General features: G+C 71.1%; 22 protein-coding genes. 13 read left to right on the top strand and 9 right to left on the bottom strand.

The window, feature by feature from the left end; translation table 11 throughout:
• On the top strand, positions 1-602 hold a 602-nt coding region (locus ACILQS_RS02925), incomplete at its 5' end, for an NAD(P)H-hydrate epimerase (protein ID WP_395638601.1).
• Here ACILQS_RS02925 and ACILQS_RS02920 read toward each other — a convergent pair.
• Positions 589-1,065, bottom strand: coding sequence for a nitroreductase family deazaflavin-dependent oxidoreductase (locus tag ACILQS_RS02920; RefSeq protein WP_395638600.1), 477 nt, complete (start codon positions 1,063-1,065; stop codon positions 589-591). The two genes, ACILQS_RS02925 and ACILQS_RS02920, sit on opposite strands and share 14 nt — an antisense overlap.
• Before the next feature lie 50 nt (positions 1,066-1,115).
• Between ACILQS_RS02920 and ACILQS_RS02915 the strand changes: the two genes are divergently transcribed.
• The gene (locus ACILQS_RS02915) at positions 1,116-2,132 is read left to right on the top strand and encodes an LLM class flavin-dependent oxidoreductase (RefSeq protein ID WP_395638599.1); all 1,017 of its coding nucleotides are present in this window, start codon (positions 1,116-1,118) and stop codon (positions 2,130-2,132) included.
• Between the two features lie 10 nt (positions 2,133-2,142).
• Here ACILQS_RS02915 and ACILQS_RS02910 read toward each other — a convergent pair whose 3' ends face one another.
• The gene (locus ACILQS_RS02910; RefSeq protein WP_395638598.1) at positions 2,143-2,709 is read right to left on the bottom strand and encodes a mismatch-specific DNA-glycosylase; all 567 of its coding nucleotides are present in this window, start codon (positions 2,707-2,709) and stop codon (positions 2,143-2,145) included.
• A gap of 5 nt (positions 2,710-2,714) precedes the next feature.
• On the bottom strand, positions 2,715-3,338 hold the full coding sequence (gene tmk, locus ACILQS_RS02905; protein WP_395638597.1) for a dTMP kinase: 624 nt from the start codon (positions 3,336-3,338) through the stop codon (positions 2,715-2,717).
• A gap of 32 nt (positions 3,339-3,370) precedes the next feature.
• Here tmk and ACILQS_RS02900 point away from each other — a divergent pair, with 32 nt between their 5' ends.
• Entirely contained in the window at positions 3,371-4,393 is a 1,023-nt protein-coding gene (locus ACILQS_RS02900; protein WP_395638596.1) for an ATP-dependent DNA ligase, read from the top strand.
• 40 nt (positions 4,394-4,433) lie between these two features.
• Here the strand turns inward: ACILQS_RS02900 and ligD are convergent, their stop codons facing one another.
• Positions 4,434-5,468, bottom strand: coding sequence for a non-homologous end-joining DNA ligase (ligD, locus tag ACILQS_RS02895; protein ID WP_395638595.1), 1,035 nt, complete (start codon positions 5,466-5,468; stop codon positions 4,434-4,436).
• Positions 5,469-5,580: 112 nt separating this feature from the next.
• On the opposite strand from ligD, the gene ACILQS_RS02890 reads away from it, so the two are divergent.
• From ACILQS_RS02890 to ACILQS_RS02875, 4 genes are read left to right on the top strand one after another with little or no spacing between them, the layout of a single operon-like run.
• A complete protein-coding gene (locus tag ACILQS_RS02890; protein WP_395638594.1) occupies positions 5,581-5,910 on the top strand; it encodes a PadR family transcriptional regulator in 330 nt (109 codons plus the stop codon).
• Between the two features lie 6 nt (positions 5,911-5,916).
• Positions 5,917-6,291, top strand: coding sequence for a DUF1048 domain-containing protein (locus ACILQS_RS02885; protein ID WP_395638593.1), 375 nt, complete (start codon positions 5,917-5,919; stop codon positions 6,289-6,291).
• A complete protein-coding gene (locus ACILQS_RS02880; RefSeq protein ID WP_395638592.1) occupies positions 6,288-7,049 on the top strand; it encodes an ABC transporter ATP-binding protein in 762 nt (253 codons plus the stop codon). The genes ACILQS_RS02885 and ACILQS_RS02880 overlap by 4 nt, the downstream gene beginning before the upstream one ends.
• On the top strand, positions 7,046-7,819 hold the full coding sequence (locus ACILQS_RS02875) for an ABC transporter permease (protein ID WP_395638591.1): 774 nt from the start codon (positions 7,046-7,048) through the stop codon (positions 7,817-7,819). Before ACILQS_RS02880 ends, ACILQS_RS02875 begins: the two co-directional genes overlap by 4 nt.
• Positions 7,820-7,825: 6 nt before the next feature.
• Here the strand turns inward: ACILQS_RS02875 and ACILQS_RS02870 are convergent, their stop codons facing one another.
• The gene (locus ACILQS_RS02870) at positions 7,826-9,562 is read right to left on the bottom strand and encodes an L-aspartate oxidase (protein WP_395638590.1); all 1,737 of its coding nucleotides are present in this window, start codon (positions 9,560-9,562) and stop codon (positions 7,826-7,828) included.
• A 76-nt stretch (positions 9,563-9,638) separates the two neighbouring features.
• Between ACILQS_RS02870 and ACILQS_RS02865 the strand changes: the two genes are divergently transcribed.
• The 6 genes from ACILQS_RS02865 to ACILQS_RS02840 all read left to right on the top strand — a co-directional run bounded on the left by ACILQS_RS02865 (position 9,639) and on the right by ACILQS_RS02840 (position 15,732).
• Positions 9,639-10,568 carry a LysR family transcriptional regulator gene (locus tag ACILQS_RS02865; RefSeq protein ID WP_395638589.1) on the top strand — a complete coding sequence of 310 codons (930 nt, stop codon included), beginning with the start codon at positions 9,639-9,641 and terminating at the stop codon, positions 10,566-10,568.
• A gap of 53 nt (positions 10,569-10,621) precedes the next feature.
• A complete protein-coding gene (locus ACILQS_RS02860; RefSeq protein WP_395638588.1) occupies positions 10,622-12,412 on the top strand; it encodes a glycoside hydrolase family 15 protein in 1,791 nt (596 codons plus the stop codon).
• Between the two features lie 73 nt (positions 12,413-12,485).
• Entirely contained in the window at positions 12,486-13,667 is a 1,182-nt protein-coding gene (locus ACILQS_RS02855) for an LLM class flavin-dependent oxidoreductase (RefSeq protein ID WP_395638587.1), read from the top strand.
• Positions 13,667-14,113 (top strand): MarR family winged helix-turn-helix transcriptional regulator, encoded by a 447-nt coding sequence (locus ACILQS_RS02850; RefSeq protein ID WP_395638586.1) that lies wholly within the window; start codon positions 13,667-13,669, stop codon positions 14,111-14,113. Before ACILQS_RS02855 ends, ACILQS_RS02850 begins: the two co-directional genes overlap by 1 nt.
• A complete protein-coding gene (locus ACILQS_RS02845) occupies positions 14,110-14,784 on the top strand; it encodes a CE1759 family FMN reductase (protein WP_395638585.1) in 675 nt (224 codons plus the stop codon). Before ACILQS_RS02850 ends, ACILQS_RS02845 begins: the two co-directional genes overlap by 4 nt.
• A 21-nt stretch (positions 14,785-14,805) precedes the next feature.
• Complete coding sequence (locus tag ACILQS_RS02840; protein WP_395638584.1) at positions 14,806-15,732, top strand: 5'-3' exonuclease H3TH domain-containing protein; 927 nt, start codon at positions 14,806-14,808, stop codon at positions 15,730-15,732.
• Here the strand turns inward: ACILQS_RS02840 and ACILQS_RS02835 are convergent, their stop codons facing one another.
• The 4 genes from ACILQS_RS02835 to rlmN are packed head-to-tail and all read right to left on the bottom strand — an operon-like array spanning position 15,733 to position 21,082.
• Positions 15,733-16,866 (bottom strand): acetate/propionate family kinase, encoded by a 1,134-nt coding sequence (locus tag ACILQS_RS02835; RefSeq protein ID WP_395638583.1) that lies wholly within the window; start codon positions 16,864-16,866, stop codon positions 15,733-15,735.
• Positions 16,863-18,947 carry a phosphate acetyltransferase gene (gene pta, locus ACILQS_RS02830; RefSeq protein ID WP_395638582.1) on the bottom strand — a complete coding sequence of 695 codons (2,085 nt, stop codon included), beginning with the start codon at positions 18,945-18,947 and terminating at the stop codon, positions 16,863-16,865. The genes ACILQS_RS02835 and pta overlap by 4 nt, the downstream gene beginning before the upstream one ends.
• Positions 18,948-18,997: 50 nt before the next feature.
• Entirely contained in the window at positions 18,998-19,780 is a 783-nt protein-coding gene (locus ACILQS_RS02825) for an SDR family oxidoreductase (RefSeq protein ID WP_395638581.1), read from the bottom strand.
• Between the two features lie 54 nt (positions 19,781-19,834).
• A complete protein-coding gene (rlmN, locus tag ACILQS_RS02820; RefSeq protein WP_395638580.1) occupies positions 19,835-21,082 on the bottom strand; it encodes a 23S rRNA (adenine(2503)-C(2))-methyltransferase RlmN in 1,248 nt (415 codons plus the stop codon).
• Positions 21,083-21,122 lie beyond the last annotated feature (40 nt).

The raw sequence follows: 21,122 nt of genomic DNA, 5'->3' as shown, positions 1-21,122 counted from the left end.
TGCTCGACGCGGGCGAACCGCTCATGCGGCGAGCCGCCGCCGCGCTCGCCGCGGAACTCCGCGACCTCGCCCCGCGGCGCGCCCTCGCGCTCATCGGGTCGGGTGACAACGGCGGCGACGCGCTCTTCGCGCTCGCCGAACTCGCCGACGCCGGCATGCGCGTCGACCTCGTCGCGACGGGCTCGCGGTTCCACGCCGTCGCCGCGGCGACGGCTCTCGCCGCCGGAGCGACCTGGGCGGATGCGGCCGACGTGGCCTCCCTCGCCACCGACGCCGACGTCGTGCTCGACGGCATCCTCGGCACCGGGACCGGGGCCTCCCCCGCTCTCCGCGGCACCGCCCGCGACGCCGTCGCGGCCATCCTGCCGACCCTCGCCGGCCCGGGGCGTCCGCGGGTCGTCGCCGTCGACATCCCGAGCGGCATCTCCCCCGACGACGGCTCGGTGCCGGACGCGACCGTGCTGCCGGCCGACCTCTCCGTCACTTTCGGGGCGATCAAGGCCGGGCTGCTGCGCGACCCCGGGGCGCGCTACGCCGGGCGGGTGGTGCTCGTCGATCTGGGGCTCGGCCCCTTCCTGGGCGAGCCCGTCATCTCGGCGTGAGCCGGAAGACGCGGAGCGTTCGGCCCGCCGTCACCTCGTACTTGCGGTAGCCGGGCCAGTTGCGCTCGAGCTTCGGCCAGGTCGCCTCGCGCTCGACGTCGTCGAGCAGGGTCGCCCGCACGTCGACGCGCCGACCGTGCCGGGAGACCGCGACGTCGGGATGCGCGAGCAGGTTCGCCGTCCACGCCGGGTGGGCGTCCCGCGCGAAGTTGCTGCCGGTGACGAGCATCTCGGCGCCGTCCGGGCAGTACATCAGCACGATGTCGCGTTCGAGTCCCGACTTCGCCCCGATCGTGTGCAGCACGAGAGTCGGCACCCCGAGGCCGCTGAGCTGCACCCGTCCCCCGGTGAGGCGCTTCATGCCGCGTTCGAGCGGCGGCATGATCGTCGGCCCGACCCGGCGGAACAGGAGGGTGCGCGAGAACCAGGCGACCGGCGGGCGAAGGGGACGGGGAAGGGCCATAGCGACATCCTCCCGGGAATTCTGCGCCCCGCACACGCCTTGCATCTGATGTGAAGCGCATCGGGTTCCTCTCGTTCGGCCACTGGGCCCCCGGGCACGGCTCACTCGTGCCGACGGCGGCTGACGCGCTCCAGCAGACCCTCGACCTGGCGATCGCGGCGGAGGAGGTGGGTGCCGACGGCGCCTTCGTGCGCGTGCACCACTTCGCCCGGCAGCTCGCGTCGCCGTTCCCGCTGCTCGCCGCGATCGGTGCCCGCACCTCGACGATCGAGATCGGCACCGCCGTCATCGATATGCGCTACGAGAACCCGCTGTACATGGCCGAGGATGCCGCCGCCGCCGATCTGCTGAGCGGAGGCCGGTTGCAGCTCGGACTCAGCCGCGGCTCACCCGAGACCGCCCTGAACGGCTCGCAGTCGTTCGGCTACGTCCCCGACGAGGGTGAGACGGATGCCGACCTCGCCCGCCGCCACACCGAGGTGTTCCGCGCGGCGATCGCCGGAGCCGGGGTCGCGATGTCGAACCCGCAGATGACCGGCATGGAGCGACCGCTCGCGATCGAGCCGCGCTCCCCCGGCCTACCGGAGCGCATCTGGTGGGGTGCCGGCACGCGGGCCACCGCGGTCTGGGCGGCCGAGCAGGGCATGAACCTGATGTCGTCGACGCTGCTCACCGAGGAGACCGGTGCCTCGCTCGCCGATCTCCAGGCCGAGCAGATCCAGCTCTTCCGGGATGCCTGGGCGACGGCCGGACACGGCTTCGCGCCGCGCGTCTCGATCAGCCGCAGCATCCTGCCGATCATCGACGACGAGACCGAGCACTACTTCGGACTCCGCGCGCAGCGCGACGGCGAGGACCAGGTCGGGCACCTCGACGGCGGGCTCGCCCGCTTCGGCCGCTCGTACATCGGCGCGCCCGACAAGATCGCCGAGGAGCTCGCCGCGGATGCGGCCGTGCAAGCGGCGGACACGATCCTCGTGACGGTGCCCAACCAGCTAGGCGTCGCGTTCAACGCGCGCATCCTCGAGTCGATCGTGCGCGACATCAAGCCCGCGCTCGGCGACTGAGCCGTCTGCGTCACGCAAGCAGCCCGGCGGCGCGCGCCGGCTCGGCGTAGGCCGCCGCGAGGCTCGCCACGGTGTCGTGCGCGTTGAGCCCGCTCGGGTTCGGCACGACCCACAACCGGGCGCCCTCGAGCCCGCCGGGCTGCTCCCCCTGGGCGGCTTTCGGCCGGTCGAAGCCCTGACGGTACGCCGTGACTCCGACGATCGCGACCACCGGTGGACGCCACTGCCGCACCGTCTCCGCCAGCCGCACGGCCCCCGCGCGCAACTCGTCGCGGGAGAGTTCGTCGGCCCGGGCGGTCGCGCGGTTCACGAAGTTGGTGATGCCGATGCCGCGCGCGAGGAACTCGGCGCGGTCGGCATCCGTCATGCCCGTCGCGAAGTCGGGCAGCCGGTCGATGATCCCGGCGGCGAGGAGCGCCGGGTAGAACCGGTTGCCGGGATAGGCGAAATGGGTCTGCGTCGCGGCGGTCCAGAGTCCGGGGTTGATCCCGACGAAGAGCAGCCGCATCCCGTCGCCGACCAGATCGGGCACCGCGGCGTCGCGGAACGACTCGAGTTCGGCGCGAGTGAAACCCATGAGCCTCAGCGCAGCGGCGCGAGCGCGTCCCAGATCGCGTCGGCGACCTGCTCGCGCGAGGCATCCCCGGCGATCTCGACGAGCCGGCCGAGCGGCACGTCGCTCGCGAAGGCCTGAAGGTAGAGCGCGCGGGCCTTTTCCAGCGCGGCGGCCTGGTCGAACGGTCCGGTGTTGAACTCGCCGCGGGCCGCGAGCCGGGCGACGCACGCCTCGACGGAGGTGTCGACGAAGATCGTCGCGTCGGGCTCCATCGCGCGGGAGTTGAGGGTGCGCACCCACTCGAACGGCAGGCCCTGGGAGGTCTGGTAGGCGAGCGACGACGCGACATACCGGTCGCTGACGACCCAGGTGCCGGCCTCGAGCAACGCGCGGATCTCGACGGTGTGCTCGATGCGGTCCGCGGCGAACGTCAGCGCGACGGTCTCGGGCTCGAGGTGCGTCACGCCGTCCGTGAACGCGCGCGCGATCTTGCCGAGCACGCCGTCGGTCGGCTCCTTCGTGAGCTCGACCGGGATTCCGCGCTCGAGCAGTCGTGCGGCGAGGAGGGCGCCCTGCGTCGTGGTGCCGGCGCCGTCGAGGCCTTCGAGCACGATGAATCTGCCCGGTGTCGATTCACCGAGTCTGCTCACGTCCTCGATGCTACCGGCGGCAGAATCGGGACATGTCCGATCTGCCTGCGCCGATGCTCGCGAAGTCCGTCGAGAAGGTGCCCGAGGGCGACCTGCTCTACGAACCGAAGTGGGACGGCTTCCGCGGCCTCGTGTCGGTGACGACGGAGGGCGTGGAGATCGGCAGCCGAGGCGACAAGCCGCTCACCCGGTACTTTCCCGAACTCGTCGACGCCTTCTCCCGTCTGCTCCCGCCGTGCGTGCTCGACGGCGAGATCGTCGTCACCCTCGAGACCGACGGCGTGAGGCGCCTGCAGTGGGATGCCCTCACCCAGCGCATCCACCCCGCCGCCTCCCGGGTCGAGAAGCTCTCGGTCGAGACTCCGGCATCCTTCGTCGCGTTCGACGTGCTCGCGATCGGCGACCGCGACCCCTCGGAGCTCCCGCTCTCGCAGCGCCGCACGGAACTCGAGAAGCTCTTCGCCGGCGTCTCCGCTCCCCTGCACCTGACCCGCACGACCCGCGACGTCCACCTGGCGCGCCGCTGGCTCGACGAGTTCGAGGGAGCGGGCCTGGATGGCGTGGTCGCCAAGCCGCTCGGCGACCCGTACCAGCCGGGCAAGCGCGCGATGTTCAAGATCAAGCACAAGCGCACGGCGGATGTCGTCCTCCTCGGGTACCGCATCCACAGATCCGGCGCCGGGGTCGGGTCGCTGCTCGTCGGGCTTCACCATGACGGACACCTCCGCGCCGTCGGCGGGGTGTCGGCGTTCAGCAACGCCCGACGGCTCGAGCTCATCGACGAACTCGCTCCGCTCGTCGTCACGGGCGAGGACGGGGCCGCCGTCACCGGCGAGAAGGAGCGCAGCCGGTTCGCGTCGGCGAACAAGGACACCTCGTTCGTGCAGCTGCGGCCCGAACGCGTGCTCGAGGTGCGCTACGACCAGATGGAGGCCGGGCGCTTCCGGCACACCGTGCAGTTCGAGCGCTGGCGACCGGATCGCGACCCCGAGTCGTGCACCTACGACCAGCTCGAGGTGCCAAGGGTCTACGACCTCGACGACGTGCTGCAGTAGGTCTCGACACGCGGGCTGCGCCCCCTCCTCGATCACCGACTCAGAGCGGGTTGCCGTCGGCGTCCCAGTTCTCGGAGTTCTTCTTGCTCGGCTGCACGCGCGGCGGCTCGCCCGGCATCTTCGGGAAGTCGGGCGGGAACGGCATCTCGCCGAGACCGGCCTCGAGGTCGCGTCGCCACCACGCGAGGAGGGTGTCGATGCGTCCGGGCGCGGCGGCGAAGGTCGCCCAGGGATCACCCGTCGTGCGCAGCCGATCCGGCACGGTCAGCACCGTGAACGTCCGCGGGTCGACCGACGGCAGCTCCTCCCAGGTGATCGGCGTCGACACCGGGGCATGCGGGAGCGCGCGGGGGCTGTAGGCGGCTGCGATCGTGCGGTCGCGGTTGGCCTGGTTGAAGTCGACGAAGATCTTCTCGCCGCGCTCCTCCTTCCACCAGGACGTCGTGACCTTCTCGGGCATCCGGCGCTCGAGTTCGCGCGCGGCGGCGATGACGGCATGCCGCACGTCGAGGAACTCCCACTCCGGCACGATCGGGGAGTAGAGGTGGATGCCGCGGTTGCCCGAGGTCTTGATCCAGCCCTCGAGCCCGGCGTCGCGCAGGACGTTCCGCATCTCGAGCGCGGCGGGGACGGCATCCCGGAAGTCGGTGCCGGGCTGCGGGTCGAGGTCGATGCGCAACTGGTCGGGGTTGTCGGTGTTCGCGGTGCGGGACGGCCACGGGTGGAAGACGATCGTGTTCATCTGCACGGCCCAGACGACGCCGGCCGGTTCGTCGAGCACGACGAGCGGATGCGAGCGCGCGCTCGGGAAGACGACGGGCACCGAGCGCAGCCACTCGGGCGCACCCTTCGGCGGGTTCTTGGAGAAGAAGCTCTCACCGTCGACGCCCGCCGAGTAGCGCTCGAGGGCGACCGGGCGGTCGCCGTTGGCGGTGAGAAAGGCCTCGGCCACCGCGACGTGATAGTTCGCGAGGTCGAGTTTGGTGATGCCGACTTCAGGCCAGAGCACGCGGCTCGGGCTGGAGATCCGCACCTCGCGCTCGCCGACCTCGAGGATCGTCGCTTCGGCTGCCATTCCCCCATCCTGGGCGCCCGCGCATCGGAGTGGTATTCAGTGTTGCTCAGTACTGGTACTCAGTGTTACTTTATACCGGTACTCAGCATCACTCACTACCGAAAGGGGACTCGTGCCCAAGCAGATCACCGAGATGCTCAAGGGAACTCTCGAAGGCATGATCCTCGCGATCCTCGCCGGCCGCGCCGCCTACGGGTATGAGATCACCGCGTGGCTGCGGGACCGCGGATTCACCGACATCGCCGAGGGCACGGTCTACGCGCTCCTCGTGCGGATCGAACAGCGCGGGCTCGTCGACGTCGAGAAAGTGCCCTCCGAGAAGGGCCCCCCGCGCAAGGTCTACTCGCTCAACACCGAAGGTCGCCGGGCTCTCGACGAGTTCTGGGCGACCTGGGGCTTCCTCGCGGAACGCCTCGAAGAACTCCGTCACGAAGGGAACTGAAGACATATGGCCAAGAACATCCTCGAACTGATCATCGGATCGTTCGACGACAAGAAGCAATGGCGGGCGTACAAGGCACGCGTCAAGGCGCTCCCCGAGGAGTACCGCACCGCGGTCGACGCGATCGAGCGGTACCTCATGCACTCGGGCGACACCCCCGCCGAGTGGAGCCGCGCCGCGACGATGTTCGACGACCTGGCCGACCTGTTCGAGCGCGCCGCCGCCGACGGCACCCCGATCCGCGACATCGTCGGTGACGACCCGCTCGAGTTCGTCGAGGCGTTCGTCAGCACGTACTCCGACGGCGGCTGGATCGCCAAGGAACGCGAGCGCCTGCGCTCCTCGATCGCCCGCGCGTCCGGCGAGGAGCCCGCGTCGTGACCGCCGCCATCGAGGTCGTGGGCCTGACCAAGGCCTACGGCAAGCTCGAGGTGCTGAAGGGCGTCGACTTCCAGGTCGCCCCGGGCAGCATCTTCGCCCTGCTCGGGTCCAACGGCGCCGGCAAGACGACGGTGATCCGGATCCTCGCGACCCTGCTGCGCAGCGACGCGGGGACGGCGCGGATCGCCGGCCTCGACGTGCGGACGCAGGGGCAGGATGTCCGCGCCGCGATCAGCCTCACGGGGCAGTTCGCCGCGGTCGACGAAGTGCTGAGCGGGCGCGAGAACCTCATCCTGATCGCCCGCCTCCGTCATCTGAACGACACCGGCCGCATCGCCGACGACCTGCTCGCCCGCTTCTCGCTGACCGAGGCCGGCGGCCGGAAGGTCGCGACCTACTCGGGCGGCATGCGTCGACGGCTCGACATCGCGATGAGCCTGATCGGGAACCCCCCGGTGATCTTCCTCGACGAGCCCACGACCGGGCTCGACCCGGAGGCCCGCCTCGAGGTCTGGACCGCGGTCAAGGAACTCGCCGCCGGGGGAACCACCGTCCTGCTGACGACGCAGTACCTGGAGGAGGCCGAGCAGCTGGCCGACCGGATCGCGATCCTGCACGAGGGCCGGATCCTCGTGGACGGCACCCTGGCGGAGCTGAAGAGACTGCTGCCGCCGACCGAGAAGCAGTACATCGAGAAGCAGCCGAGCCTCGAGGACGTGTTCTTCGCGGTGACCGGACGAAAGGACACCGCGGCATGAGCACCCACGTCCTCCGCGACACCGCGACCCTCACCGGGCGTTCGCTGACGCACATCCTGCGCAGCCCCGACACGATCATCACGACCGCGGTCACCCCGATCGCACTGCTCCTGCTCTTCGTGTTCGTCTTCGGCGGCGCGATCGACATCGGCCAGGGCACCGGCGAGGGCTCCTACGTGAGCTATCTGCTGCCCGGCATCCTGCTCATCACGATCGCGTCGGGCATCGCGTACACCGCCTACCGCCTGTTCCTCGACCTGCAGGGCGGCATCTTCGAGCGCTTCCAGGCGATGCCGATCGCCCGAACGGCGACGCTCTGGGCGCATGTGCTCACCTCGGTCGTGGCGAACCTGGTGTCCGTCGCCATCGTCATCGGAGTGGCGCTGCTGCTCGGGTTCCGGTCGGGCGCCGGAGTGCTCGCCTGGCTCGCGGTCGCCGGCATCGTGACGCTGTTCACGCTCGCGCTGACCTGGCTCGCCGTGATCGCCGGGCTCTCGGCGAAGTCGGTCGAAGGGGCGAGCGCGTTCTCCTACCCGCTGATCTTCCTGCCGTTCCTCAGCTCGGCGTTCGTGCCGACGGAGTCGATGCCGGGCCCGGTGCGCTGGTTCGCCGAGAACCAGCCGGTGACGTCGATCGTCGACACCATCCGGGCGCTGCTCGCGCAGCAGCCGGTCGGCGGCGAGATCTGGATCGCGCTCGCCTGGTGCGTCGGCATCCTGCTGGTCGCGGTCGTCGCCGCGGCCCTGGTCTACCGTCGCAGGATCCGATAGCTCGGGCTACTCGAGCAGCTTGCCGGCGACCGAGAGCTCGTCGGCGGCGATCAGGGAGGCGATCTCGTCCGGAACGGGCGGGATCGCCTCCCTCGTCACGGTGTCGTCGATCGACCAGATGAGGTTGACCTGCAGCTCGGGGTCGAGGTCGGGGTAGTCGCTGCGGTTGTGCGCGCCCCGGGTCTCGCGACGCTCGAGGGCCGAACGCAGGGTCGCGCGGGCCGCCAGTGCCGACGCCGTGAGGTCGAAGGCGTGCGCGAGGTCGTGGAACCCGGCGACGTCCGGGTGCACGCCGATGTCGGCCATGCGCGCCTCGATCTCGTCGAGCTGCCGCAGCCCCTCCAGCAGACCCTCCTCGGAACGCACCACTCCGGCGTGCTCGGTCATCGTGTCGCGGATGGCGCGCTGGAGCGCCCGCACGTTCTCGGGCCCGTCGGCGGCGAGCAGCCCGTCGACCTCCGCCCGGGCCTCCGCGATCGCCGCCGCGGAGCGACGCTGCACAGTCAGACCCGCCGAGTACTCCGCGGCCGCCTGCCCGACGATCCGCCCGTAGACGAGCAACTCGATGAGCGAGTTGCCGCCGAGGCGGTTGGCGCCGTGCAATCCGCTCGCGGCCTCGCCGATGGCATAGAGGCCCTCGACGTCGGTGCGGTGGTCCTCGGGACGCACGCAGACCCCGCCCATCGAGTAGTGCGCGGTCGGCGCGATCTCGATCGGGTCGACGGTGATGTCGAGCATCTGCAGTTCGAGCATCGTCTGGTAGACCCGCGGCAGTCGCTGCATGATCGTCTCGCGCGGCAGGTGGGAGACATCCAGCCAGACGCCGCCGTTCGCGGTGCCGCGCCCCTCCTTGATCTCGGTGTAGGCCGCCAGCGCGACGCGGTCGCGCGTCGAGAGCTCCCTCCGCTCGGGGTCGTACTTCTCCATGAACCTCTCGCCGAAGGCGTTGCGCAGGATGCCGCCCTCGCCGCGCGCCGCCTCGGAGATGAGGGTGCCGGCGGCGTTCTGCGGCTCGAGGATGCCCGACGGGTGGAACTGCACGAGTTCGGCGTCCCGCAGTCGCGCGCCGGCGAGCACGGCGAGCCGGAACGCGTCGCCGGTGTTCTCGTCCCGCCGGGACGACGTGCGGCGCCAGATGCGGTTGTGTCCGCCGGCGGCGAGGATGACGGCATCCGCGTGCACGAGGTAGCGCGTGCCGTCCTCGAGATCGAAGCCGTAGGCACCGAAGATCGCGCCGTCGTCGACCAGCAGTCGGGTGACGTAGAGGGAGTCCAGGATGCGGATGCCGAGCTGGGCCGCGCGGTTCACGAGGGTGCGCTGGATCTCGAGCCCGGTGTAGTCACCCGCGAACGCCGTGCGCCGGTAGGTGTGCGCGCCGAAGAAGCGCTGCGAGATGCGCCCGTCGGCTTCGCGCGCGAACGGCATCCCGTAGCGCTCGAGGTCTTCGATCCCCCGCCGAGCCCCCTCGGTCACCACCTGCACGGTGTGCGGGTCCGAGAGGAAGTACCCCTCCTTGATCGTGTCCGCGGCGTGCTGCTGCCAGCTGTCCTCGGGGTCCATCGTCGACAGCGCCGCGTTGATGCCGCCGGCGGCCAGGGAGGTGTGGGCGTCGTTCTTCGAGCGCTTGCCGAGCACGATCACGTCGACGCCGGCCTCGGCCAGCTCGATCGCGGCCCGCAGGCCCGACCCTCCCGCGCCGATCACGAGCACGGAGGTGGCGAGGCGCTTCTCGGAGACGGTCATGCGACCACGCTACGGAGACCGGTTCCATTACTCCAATGCATCTATTCTCTCGCTGCCATGCGCTTAGGCTATGCGGATGAACCTCGAGCAACTGCGCGGCTTCGTCGAGATCACCCGCGTCGGGCGCTTCACTCTCGCCGCCGACCGCCTGCATCTCGCACAGCCGTCGCTGAGCCGACAGATCGCCGCGCTCGAACAGGATCTCGGCGCCGACCTCTTCACCCGTGGCCCGGGCGGCGCGACGCTGACCGCCGCCGGAGAGTGCCTGCTCCCCTGGGCCCGCCGGATGCTCAGCGACGCGGCCTCGGCGCGCCGCGAACTCGACGAACTCGCCGGGGTCGAACGGGGCCGGGTACGGCTCGGGGCGACACCCACCCTGTGCATCAGCCTCGTCGCCGAGACCCTCAGCGACTTCCACACCCGGCATCCCGCGATCGAGATCGGTCTCGTCGAACAGGGGTCGCGCCGCCTGCTCGACGATCTCGCCGCGGGCGAACTCGACATCGCCCTCGTGACCGCCTCCCGCCCCCCGGACGACGGCCGGTTCGTGCTCGAACCGCTCCTCACCGAGGAACTCGTGGTCATCGCCTCCGCCCGGTCCGCGCTGCTGAGTGACGAGCGGGCGATCGGATTGGCCGAGGTCGCCGAGCTGCCGCAGATCGTCTTCAGCTCGACCTACGACCTGCGCGCCGCGACCGACGCCGCCTTCGACGCGGCGGGCCTCGTGCCACGGGTCGTCGTCGAAGGCGCGGAGATGGATGCCGTGCTGCGCTTCGTCGAGCGCGGGCTCGGCGTGGCGATCGTGCCCGCGATCGTGCTGCTCGACCGACCCGGCCTCCGCGCCGTGCGACTTCAGACCCCGGCGCTCACCCGCACGATCAGCATCGCCCGCCGGACCGGCGTGACGCCGACAGCCGCCGGCGCGGCGATGCGACGGGCGATCATCACCACCGCGACCACGCTCGCCGCGCGCGCGGAGGCGACGATGCGGCTGGCGACCGGCTGAGCCCCGCACGCGGTTCGGATGACCTCCCCAGGCTGCGCGGGAAGAATGGGGACATGTCATTGGCGATCGAGGACTACGCGCTCATCGGCGACTGCCACTCGGCCGCTCTCGTCGGCTCGGACGGCAGCATCGACTGGCTCTGCCTGCCGCGCTTCGACTCGGCTTCCACCTTCGCCGCGCTGCTCGGCGACGAGGAACACGGACACTGGCGCCTCGCCCCCGTCGGCGCGGGGCGCTGCACCGACCGCCGCTACGACGGCGACACCTTCACGCTCGTGACCCGGTGGGTCACCGACGACGGCGAGATCGACGTCGTCGACCTGATGCCGATGGGCGGGCGGCGCGCCGACGTCATCCGCCGGGTCCGCGGCGTGCGAGGCACGGTGCGCGTCGAGCAGGTGCTGCGCATCCGGTTCGACTACGCCGACGCGATCCCCTGGATCCGGCAGTCGGTCGAGGAGGGCGGAGATGGCGAGCGGGAGCACGCGCTGATCGCCGTCGCCGGACCCGATTCGGTCGTCGTCCGCGGGCCGCGGCTGATCGCCGACGACTACGCCCACCGGGCCGAGTTCGACGTCGCCGAGGGCGAGACGGTCGACATCGTGATGACCTGGTATCCGTCGCACCGCACTCCCCCGCCGATGCCCGACGTCGACGAGCGCCTCGACGCGACGGCGACCTGGTGGTCGGACTGGACGAGCCGGCTCGACGACGACGGTCCCTACGCCGCCGCCGTGCGGCGATCGCTGCTCGTGCTGCGCGCCCTCACCCACGAGGACACGGCGGGGATCGTCGCCGCGGCGACCACGAGCCTGCCCGAGCAGTTCGGCGGCGGCCGCAACTGGGACTACCGCTACGTCTGGCTGCGGGATGCCGCACTCACCCTCCAGGCGCTCATGCTGCACGGCTTCGGAACCGAGGCCGAGGAGTGGCGGGGCTGGCTGCTGCGTGCGATCGCCGGAGACCCGGCCGATCTCCAGATCATGTACGGGCTGGCCGGCGAGCGACGACTCCCCGAATGGGAGGTCGCGTCGCTCCCCGGCTATCAGGGTGCTGCCCCCGTGCGCGTCGGCAACGGGGCGTATACGCAGTTCCAGGGGGATGTCTTCGGCGAGGTCATGCTCGCCCTTCAGCAGGCGCGGCGCATCGGCGTCGCCGAGAACGAGGTGTCGTGGCCGCTGCAACTCGCGCTGCTGAACAACCTCGAGTCGAACCTCGAGCGCGACGACCACGGGCTGTGGGAGATCCGCGGCGTGCCGCGGCGTTTCACCCAGTCCCGCGCGATGATCTGGGCGGCCTTCGACTGCGGCATCCGGGCGGTGCGCGAGCACGGGCTCCCCGGACCGGTCGAGCGCTGGGTGGAGCTGCGCGACGCCTTGCGGGTCGAGATCGAGTCCCAGGGGTTCGATGAGGCGCGGGGCACGTACGTGCAGTACTACGGCGGCACCGAGGTCGACGCCTCGCTGCTGACGCTCGCCCAGATCGGTTACTGCGCCCCCGACGACCCGCGGATGCTCGGCACCGTCGCCGCGCTCGAGACGGATCTGCTGCACGACGGACTCCTGCTGCGCTATCGAACGACCTCCGGGGTCGACGGGCTCGAGGGCGACGAGCATCCGTTCCTGGCCTGCTCCTTCTGGCTGGTGCAGCAGTACGCGATGTCGGGACGGCTCGCGGATGCCGAGGCTCTGATGGATCGCCTCGTCGGCTTCGCCAACGACGTCGGCCTGCTCTCCGAGGAGTACGACACCCGCGCCGAGCGGCATGCCGGCAACACCCCGCAGGCGTTCTCCCACCTCACCCTCGTGCGGGCGGCCGACGCGATCGCGCGCGCCCGGGAATAGTCCTCCCCCTGGCGCGTTACAGTTCCATGCAAACGCATATAACTGCCACGCACAGACAACCCAGGAGTGGACCATGCAATTCGGAGTGTTCTCGGTCGGCGACATCACGCGCGACCCGATCACGGGTGAGACGCCCAGCGAGGCGGAGCGCATCCAGGCGACCGTCGCGATCGCGAAGAAGACCGAGGAGGTCGGCCTCGACGTCTTCGCGACGGGCGAGCACCACAACCCGCCGTTCTACTCCTCCTCCCCCACGACGCTGCTCGCGCACATCGCGGCGCTGACCGAGCGGCTCGTGCTGACGACCTCGACGACGCTCATCACGACCAACGACCCGGTGCGTCTCGCCGAGGACTACGCGATGCTCCAGCACCTGTCGGGCGGTCGCATGGACCTCATGCTCGGCCGGGGCAACACCGCGCCGGTGTACCCGTGGTTCGGCCAGGACATCCGGCAGAGCCTGCCGATGGCGCTGGAGAACTACAACCTCCTGCACCGCCTGTGGCGCGAGGACGTCGTCGACTGGGAGGGCCGGTTCCGCACGCCCCTGCAGGGCTTCACCTCGACGCCGCGTCCGCTCGACGACGTGCCGCCGTTCGTCTGGCACGGCTCGATCCGCACGCCCGAGATCGCCGAGCAGGCCGCCTACTACGGTGACGGGTTCTTCGCGAACCACATCTTCTGGCCGAAGGAGCACTACGCCCGGCTGATCGACTTCTATCGTCAGCGCTACGAGTTCTACGGTCACGGCACCGCCAAGCAGGCGATCGTGGGCCTCGGCGGTCAGGCCTTCATCGCCAAGAAGTCGCAAGATGCCTGGAACGCGTTCCGGCCGTACTTCAACGAGGCGCCGGTGTACGGCAACGGTCCGCGCATGGAGGACTTCGCCGCGCAGACCCCGCTCTCCGTGGGGTCGCCGCAGGAGGTCATCGACAAGACCCTGACCTTCCGTGAGACCTTCGGCGACTACCAGCGCCAGCTGTTCCTCGTCGACCACGCGGGGCTCCCGCTGCCGATGGTTCTGGAGCAGCTCGAGCTGCTCGGCGGCGAGGTCGTGCCGGTGCTCCGCACGGAGCTGGGCGCTCTGCGCGACCCCGAGGTGCCCGACGCCCCGACGCACGCGAGCCTGGTCACCGCCAAGTACGGCGACGCGACCCCGCGCCAGCCTCGGCCGAACGCCAACCGCGGCGACAACGTCACCGGCGGCTCTCCCTACCAGGACACCGAGTCCGGCGGCGCGGAGGTCGCGGCCTGATGGCCGGCCGGGCCCGGCTCGCGAACGACGCGTGGGAGTCGCTGCTCACCGTGCACGCGACCTTCATGAAGTCGTTCGCGGCCGAGCCGATCTGGGGCGACGTGTCGCTGAAGGAGTACGACGTGCTCTACGCCCTCACGAAGTCCCACGATCCGGTGCGGCTCACCGACCTCCACAAGCGGGTGCTGCTGAGCCAGCCCGCCCTCTCGCGGATGGTCGACCGGCTCGTCGAGCGCGGGCTGGTCGAGCGCTGCGAGGACGCCGGCGACCGCCGCGTCGTGCGGTTGAAACTGACGGATGCCGGCCGCGCCTGCCAGCGAGAGGTCGGCCGGGCGCACGCCCGCGACGTAACCGCGGCGATGACCGCGCGGGTGAGCGACGCGGATCTGGAAGAACTGAGAAGGATCACCCAGGCTCTCCTGGGTTCGAAGGAGCAGGCATCATGAGCACCACCCTCGTCGTCGTCAGCGCCGGCACGGGCGACCCGTCGTCGACCCGACTGCTCGCCGACCGCACCGCCCAGCGCGTCGCGGCTCTCGCGTCCGAGCAGGGCGCATCGGTCGACATCCGCGTCGTCGACCTGCGCGAGATCGCCGCCGAGGTGACGACCGCGCTCGTGTCGCAGCACGTCGGCCCCGGTCTGCGCGCCGCGATGGATGCCGTCGCCGCCGCCGACGGCATCGTCGCGAGCACCCCGGTGTACGCGGCGGGCCCGAGCGGACTGTTCACGTCGTTCTTCCAGATCCTCGACACCGACTCCCTGATCGGCACGCCCGTCGTGCTCGCGGCGACCGCCGGCACCGCCCGGCACGCACTCGTCGCCGACGACCAGATGCGCGGGATGTTCGGCTACCTCCGCGCGATGACGGCACCGACGGCGCTGTTCGCGGCGCCCGAGGACTGGGCCGACAAGGCGCTCGGCGCACGCATCGACCGGGCGGCGCTCGAACTCGTCACCCTGATGAACGCGGGGGTGGCCGCGACGATCCGCTCGGGCAATGCGTCGAAGTACCAGACGCAGTTCGGCTCGACGAACGATCCCGGTATCGACTTCGACAGCGACCTGATGCGCCTCGCCGCCGGCGGCGGTCCGCGGAAGGGCCCTCGGCCGGTCTGACCCGTGTGACAGCATGGCGGCATGACCGACCGCCTCATGCTGCTCGACACGGCCGGGATCTACTTCCGGGCCTTCTACGGGGTGCCCGACACGGTGACCGCTCCCGACGGCACCGTCGTCAACGCCGTGCGCGGCACGCTCGACATCGTCGCGCGGCTGGTGTCGCAGTTCGAGCCGACCCACCTCGTCGCGTGCTGGGACGACGACTGGCGCCCGCAGTGGCGGGTCGATCTCATCCCCACCTACAAGACCCACCGGGTCGCCGCCGAAGTGGAGGTCGGGCCCGACGTCGAGGTCGTGCCCGACCCGCTGAGCGTTCAGGTGCCGCTCATCGCCGAAGCCCTCGGGCTGCTCGGCATCCCGATCGTCGGGGCCGCCGAGCATGAGGCCGACGACGTGATCGGCACGCTCGCCTCGACCGCGTCGATGCCGGTCGACGTCGTGACGGGCGACCGCGACCTCTTCCAGCTCGTCGACGACGCCCGGCACGTGCGGGTGATCTACACCGGCCGCGGGATGTCGAATCTCGAGATCCTGGACGGCGCGGCGATCGAGGCGAAGTACGCGATCACCCCCGCGCAGTACGCGGCCTTCGCGGCGATGCGCGGCGACCCCTCGGACGGACTCCCCGGCGTCGCGGGCGTCGGCGAGAAGACGGCGGCCGGGCTGCTGCGCGAGTTCGGCGACCTCGACGGGATCATCGCCGCCGCGGCCGAGCCCGCCACCGCCCTGTCGCCGAGCGTGCGCGCGAAGCTGCTCGCGGCATCCGACTACCTCGCGGTCGCCCCGGCCGTCGTCAACGTCGTGCGCGACCTCGCACTGCCCGAGGTCGACGCGACGATCCGGCCGCCCACCGGCGAGCAGGTCGATGTCGCGCGGGCGTTCGCCGAACTCTGGGGCCTCGACTCGGCGATGACGAGGATCCTGTCGGCGCTTCCGCGCGGATGATCAGAGCGTGGTGCCGCCCAGCACATCGACGGTCTCGAGAGCGATCTGCAGCTCCTCGTTCGTCGGAACGACCAGGACCGCGACGCGGGAGCCGTTCGGCGAGACGACCCGCGCCTCGCCGGACGACGCGGCGTTGAGCGCCGGGTCGACCGCGATGCCGAGGAAGCCGAGCCGATCCACCGAGCGCTCCCGCACGCGGGCGCTGTTCTCGCCCACCCCCGCCGTGAAGACGAGGGCGTCGATCCCGCCGAGCTCGGCCGCATAGGCGCCGATGTAGCGCTGCACCCGGCGCACGTACACCTCGAAGGCGAGCGCCGCGCCGGTGTCCCCGCCGTCGGCCGCCGCGATCAGGTCGCGCATGTCGCTGTGGCCGCCGAGACCCTTCAGGCCGCTCGACCGGTTGAGGAGATCATCCAGCTGCGCGGTGTCGAACCCACCGACGCGTTGGAGGTGCAGCAGCACGGCGGGATCGAGGTCGCCCGAGCGCGTGCCCATCACGAGACCTTCGAGCGGCGTCATGCCCATCGAGGTGTCGACGCTGCGCCCGCCGTCGACCGCCGCCGCCGACGCGCCGTTGCCCAAGTGCAGCACCACGAGTCGCAGGTCGCCGAGCAGGCGACCGAGCACCTCGGCCGCGCGCTGAGTGACGTAGCGGTACGACGTGCCGTGGAAACCGTAGCGCCGCACGCCGTGCTCGGCCGCCACCGCGGCGTCGATCGCGTAGGTGTAGGCCTCGGGCGCCAGGGTCGCATGGAAGGCCGTGTCGAAGACGGCGACGTGCGGCACGAACGGCAGCGCCGCCCGGGCGGCCCGGATGCCCTGCAGCCCCGGCGGGTTGTGCAGGGGGGCGAGCACGGCGAGGCGTTCGATCTCGGCTTCGACGGCGTCGTCGATGACCGTCGCCTCGACGAACACCGAACCGCCGTGCACGATCCGGTGGCCGACGGCGTCGATGCTCTCCGCATCCAGCGCGTCCAGCACCTCCACGAGGGCCGCCGCATGGTCGGGCACCGGCGAACCGGGCACGCCGATCCGCTCCACGGCCCCGGACAGTACCGAGGCCTCGGCTTCGACATCCAGCACCTCGTACTTGAGCGACGACGACCCGGCGTTGACGACGAGCACCCGGGTCATGAGGCGTCCTGCGCCTGGATCGCGGTGATCGCGATCGTGTTGACGATGTCGCGCACGAGCGCCCCGCGGGACAGGTCGTTGATCGGCTTCGCGAGACCCTGCAGCACGGGCCCGATCGCGACGGCGCCGGCCGACCGCTGCACGGCCTTGTAGGTGTTGTTCCCGGTGTTGAGGTCGGGGAAGACGAACACCGTCGCCCGCCCCGCGACGTCGGAGCCCGGCATCTTCGACTCCCCCACCGTCGGGTCGGCGGCGGCGTCGTACTGGATGGGACCTGCGACCGGGAGCTCGGGGGCGCGTTCCCTGACCAGGGCCGTCGCCGCCCGCACCCGGTCGACTTCGGCGCCCGACCCGGACTCGCCCGTCGAGTAGCTGAGCATCGCGACCCGCGGTTCGATGCCGAAGCGGCGCGCCGTCGCGGCGGAGGAGATCGCGATGTCGGCGAGCTGCTCGACCGTCGGCTCCGGGATGACGGCGCAGTCGCCGTAGACGAGCACGCGGTCGGCGAGAGCCATCAGGAAGACGCTCGACACCACCGAGACGCCGGGAGACGTCTTCACGATCTCGAACCCCGGACGGATCGTGTGGGCGGTCGTGTGCCGGGCGCCCGACACCATCCCGTCGGCGAGTCCGAGGTGCACCATGAGCGTGCCGAAGTACGACACGTCGGTGACGGTGTCGGCGGCGGCCTGCCGCGAGATGCCCTTGTGCTTGCGGGCTTCGGCGTAGACGTCGGTGAAGCGCACGTGGAGTTCGGGATCGGTCGTCGCGATCACCGCGGCCGCCGCGAGGTCGACGCCGAGCTGGGCGGCCCGCGCCCGCACGGTCGCCTCGTCACCGAGGATCGTGAGGTCGGCGATCCCGCGTTGCAGCACGATGCCGGCGGCCTGGAGGATGCGGTCGTCGTCGCCCTCGGGCAGCACGATGTGCTTGCGTTCCACCCGGGCGCGTTCGACGAGCAGGTGCTCGAAACGCAGCGGGGTCATCACCGAGAGACTGGGCAGGCTCAGCCGCCGCACCAGCTCGGCGCCGTCGACGTGCTGCTCGAAGAGCGCGAGGGCGGCGGCGTACTTCTGCGGACTGTCGGCGGCGAGCCGGCTGCGGGCGTGGGTGATGCGCACCGCCGTGTCGAAGGTGCCGAGGGCGTTCGACGCGACCGGCAGCGCGGCGCCGAGCGAGTCGATCAGCCGCTGCACCGCCGGAGCCAAGGGGAAGCCGCCGTTGAGGACGATCCCGCTGAGCGTCGGAAAGGTCGGCGACAGGTGCGCCATGACCGCGGCGAGAACGATCTCGGACCGGTCGCCGGGCACGACGACGACCGCGTCCTCGGTCAGCCGCGGCAGCACGTTGTCGAGCGACATCGCCGCAACGACGGTGTCGCGCACGGGTCGGTCGAGTCCCGCCTCGTCGCCCGTGATGAGGGTCGCTTCCGCGGCAGTCAGCACATGGCGCAGCAACGGAGCGGTGAGTTCGGCATCCTCGGGGATCGCCCACGCCGGGATCTGCGGGTGGTCGGCGCCGAGCGCCGCGACGATCGCCTCGAGGGCGGCGGGATCCGCGCGGCTGACGATCGTCGCCAGGTGCACCGCGTGCTCGACGTGCAGTTCGTCGATCGACACCCGGGCGAATCCGGCCAGCGCGCTCGGCGAGCGGGACTGCTCGTCCTCCCCGCGCCCGGCGAGCACGAGCAGCACCGGCGCGGCGAGATTCGCGGCGATCCGCGCATTCGTGCCCAACTCCGTCGGGGAGCCGACGTCGGTGTAGTCCGACCCGAGGACCACGACGGCGTCGCAGGCATCCTCCATCGTGGCGAAGCGGTCGACGATCCCCGCGAGCGCCGCCTCCGGGTTCTCGTGCAACTCGTCGTAGGTCGTGCCGACGCACTGCTCGTAGGCGAGTTCGGCGCTCGCGTGCTCGAGCAGCATTTCGAGCACGTAGTCGCGATCCGGGCCCGGCCGCGAGATCGGCCGGAACACCCCGACCCTGGCCACCGAACCCTTGAGGGTCTCCAGCAGTCCGACGGCGATGGTCGACTTGCCCGTGCCGCCCTCGGCGGAGGTCACATAGATGCGGGTTGCCACGGCTCCACGCTACGGGAGGGCGAACAGCGTGGCACCCGCCGTCGTAGGCCTCACCAGGTCGAGTCGCCGCGCATGACGGCATCCGACCCGCCGTCGATGAAGACCACCTGACCGCACAGGTGCGCGTTCTCCTCGCTCGTCAGCCAGGCGAGCAGGTATCCGACGTCCCGGGGCTCGAATATCCCGTTGAGCGGCATCGGCACCATCTGCAGCAACGCCGCACGGGCCTCCTCGCTGGCGGTGAGGCCCGCCGTCATCGGGGTCTCCACGACGCCCGGGGCGACGGCGTTGAGCGGGATGCCGGCGCCCGCCCAGTCCGGGGTCGCCGCGTTCCGGCGCACCCAGCGCGCGAGCGCACGCTTCGTCGTGCCGTAGATCAGGTTCGCGGCGTCGCCGCCCGCGGCTTCGAGCTCGGCGCCGCGCGCAAGCGCCGCGGTCTCGTCACCGGCGAGGAGGGCTTCGAGGAGCGCGTCGTCCGGCGGGAAGAGCGAAGCCATCGACGCGGTCGTGACCGCTCGGGGCGCCGAGGATCCGGACAGCAGCGGGCGCAGGCCGGTGAGGGTCGCGACGGTGCCGAAGTAGTTGATGGCGACGGTGAGCGCGATCGGCTTGGCGAGGCCGGCGTTCGCGATGATGGCGTCGATCCGACCGCCCGAGAGTTCGGTGACCTCCGCGACGAGCCGGCTGCGTCCGTCGGCGGTCGCGAGGTCGACGGTGACGTCGGCGTCGTGGAGGTCCACGCCGATGACGCGGTGGCCGCGCTCGGTGAGGAGCGCGGAGGTGGCCTGGCCGATGCCGCTCGCGGCGCCGGTGACGACATACGTACGAGTCATGGGGCCAGCCTCACCCCTCCCCGGCTTCATCGCGAGGGCCGAAGGTCCCTCCGCTCAGGCGGGCGCATCCTCATCGGCCGCGGCGAGCTGCCCGCAGGCGCCGTCGATCTCCTTGCCGCGGGTGTCGCGGATCGTCGTCGGCACACCCATCGCCTCGAGCCGCCGCACGAACTCCCGCTGCACCTCGGGTTCGCTCGCCGTCCAGATCGACCCCGGCGTCGGGTTGAGCGGGATCGGGTTGACGTGCACCCAGCCGCGGCCGCGGGCGTTGAGCTTCTCACCGAGCAGGTCGGCACGCCAGCCGTGGTCGTTCATGTCCTTGATGAGCGCGTACTCGATCGACACCCGGCGCTTGGTCGCGTCGAAGTAGGCGCGCGCCGCATCCAGCACCTCGTCGACCTTCCAGCGCGAGTTGACCGGGATGAGTTCGTCGCGCAGTTCGTCGTCGGGCGCGTGCAGCGAGAGCGCGAAGGTCACCGGGATGCCTTCGGCCGCCAGCTTCCCGATCGCCGGGGCGAGTCCGACCGTCGAGACGGTGATGCCGCGGGCACTCATCCCGAGGCCGTCCGGTGCCGGAGCGACCATCGTGCGCACGGCCTGCATCACGCGGGCATAGTTGGCCAGCGGCTCCCCCATGCCCATGAACACGATGTTGCTGACGCGCTCCTGCGAATGGTCGGTCTTCTTCTTGCCGCCGAGCTGGCCGTCGGCGATCACCCGGTTGGCGCGCACGATCTGATCGACGATCTCGGCCGTCGACAGGTTGCGGGTCAAGCCCGCCTGCCCGGTGGCGCAGAACGGGCAGTTCATGCCGCAGCCCGCCTGCGACGAGATGCACAGCGTGATGCGTCCCGGGTAGCGCATCAGCACCGATTCCACGAGTGCCCCGTCGTGCAGCTTCCAGAGGAACTTGATCGTGTCGCCCTTGTCGGTCTCCAGCCGGCGCAGTTCAGTGAGGAGGGGCGGCAGCAGCCCGGCGACGAGCTCCGCGCGGTTCGCGGCCGGGAGATCGGTCATCTCCGCGGGGTCGGAGGTCGAGTGGGTGAAGTAGTGCGTCGCGATCTGCTTGGCGCGGAACGCCGGCATCCCGAGTTCCACGAGCCGTGCGGCACGCTGCTCCGGGGTGAAGTCGGCGAGATGCTCGGGCGGCTTGCCGCGCTTCGGGCTCGCGAACTGCAGCAGCGGGCGGCCGTCGGTATCGAGCTTCTGCGTCCAGCCCTCGGCGGCGGGGCGCACCTGGCGCGGCGTCGTGGAGCGGATGCCGTCGCGCGCGGCCGTCGGATCGGTGCGCGGCGGAGTCATGCTCCCAGGGTACGTGGCCCCAGGGTGCGGGGCTCCCCGT

This window comes from Pseudolysinimonas sp. (assembly GCF_044239695.1).
GTDB lineage: Bacteria > Actinomycetota > Actinomycetes > Actinomycetales > Microbacteriaceae > Pseudolysinimonas_A.
The sequence above is the reverse complement of the archived record's forward strand: the minus strand, read 5'-3'. Positions and strand labels throughout refer to the sequence as shown.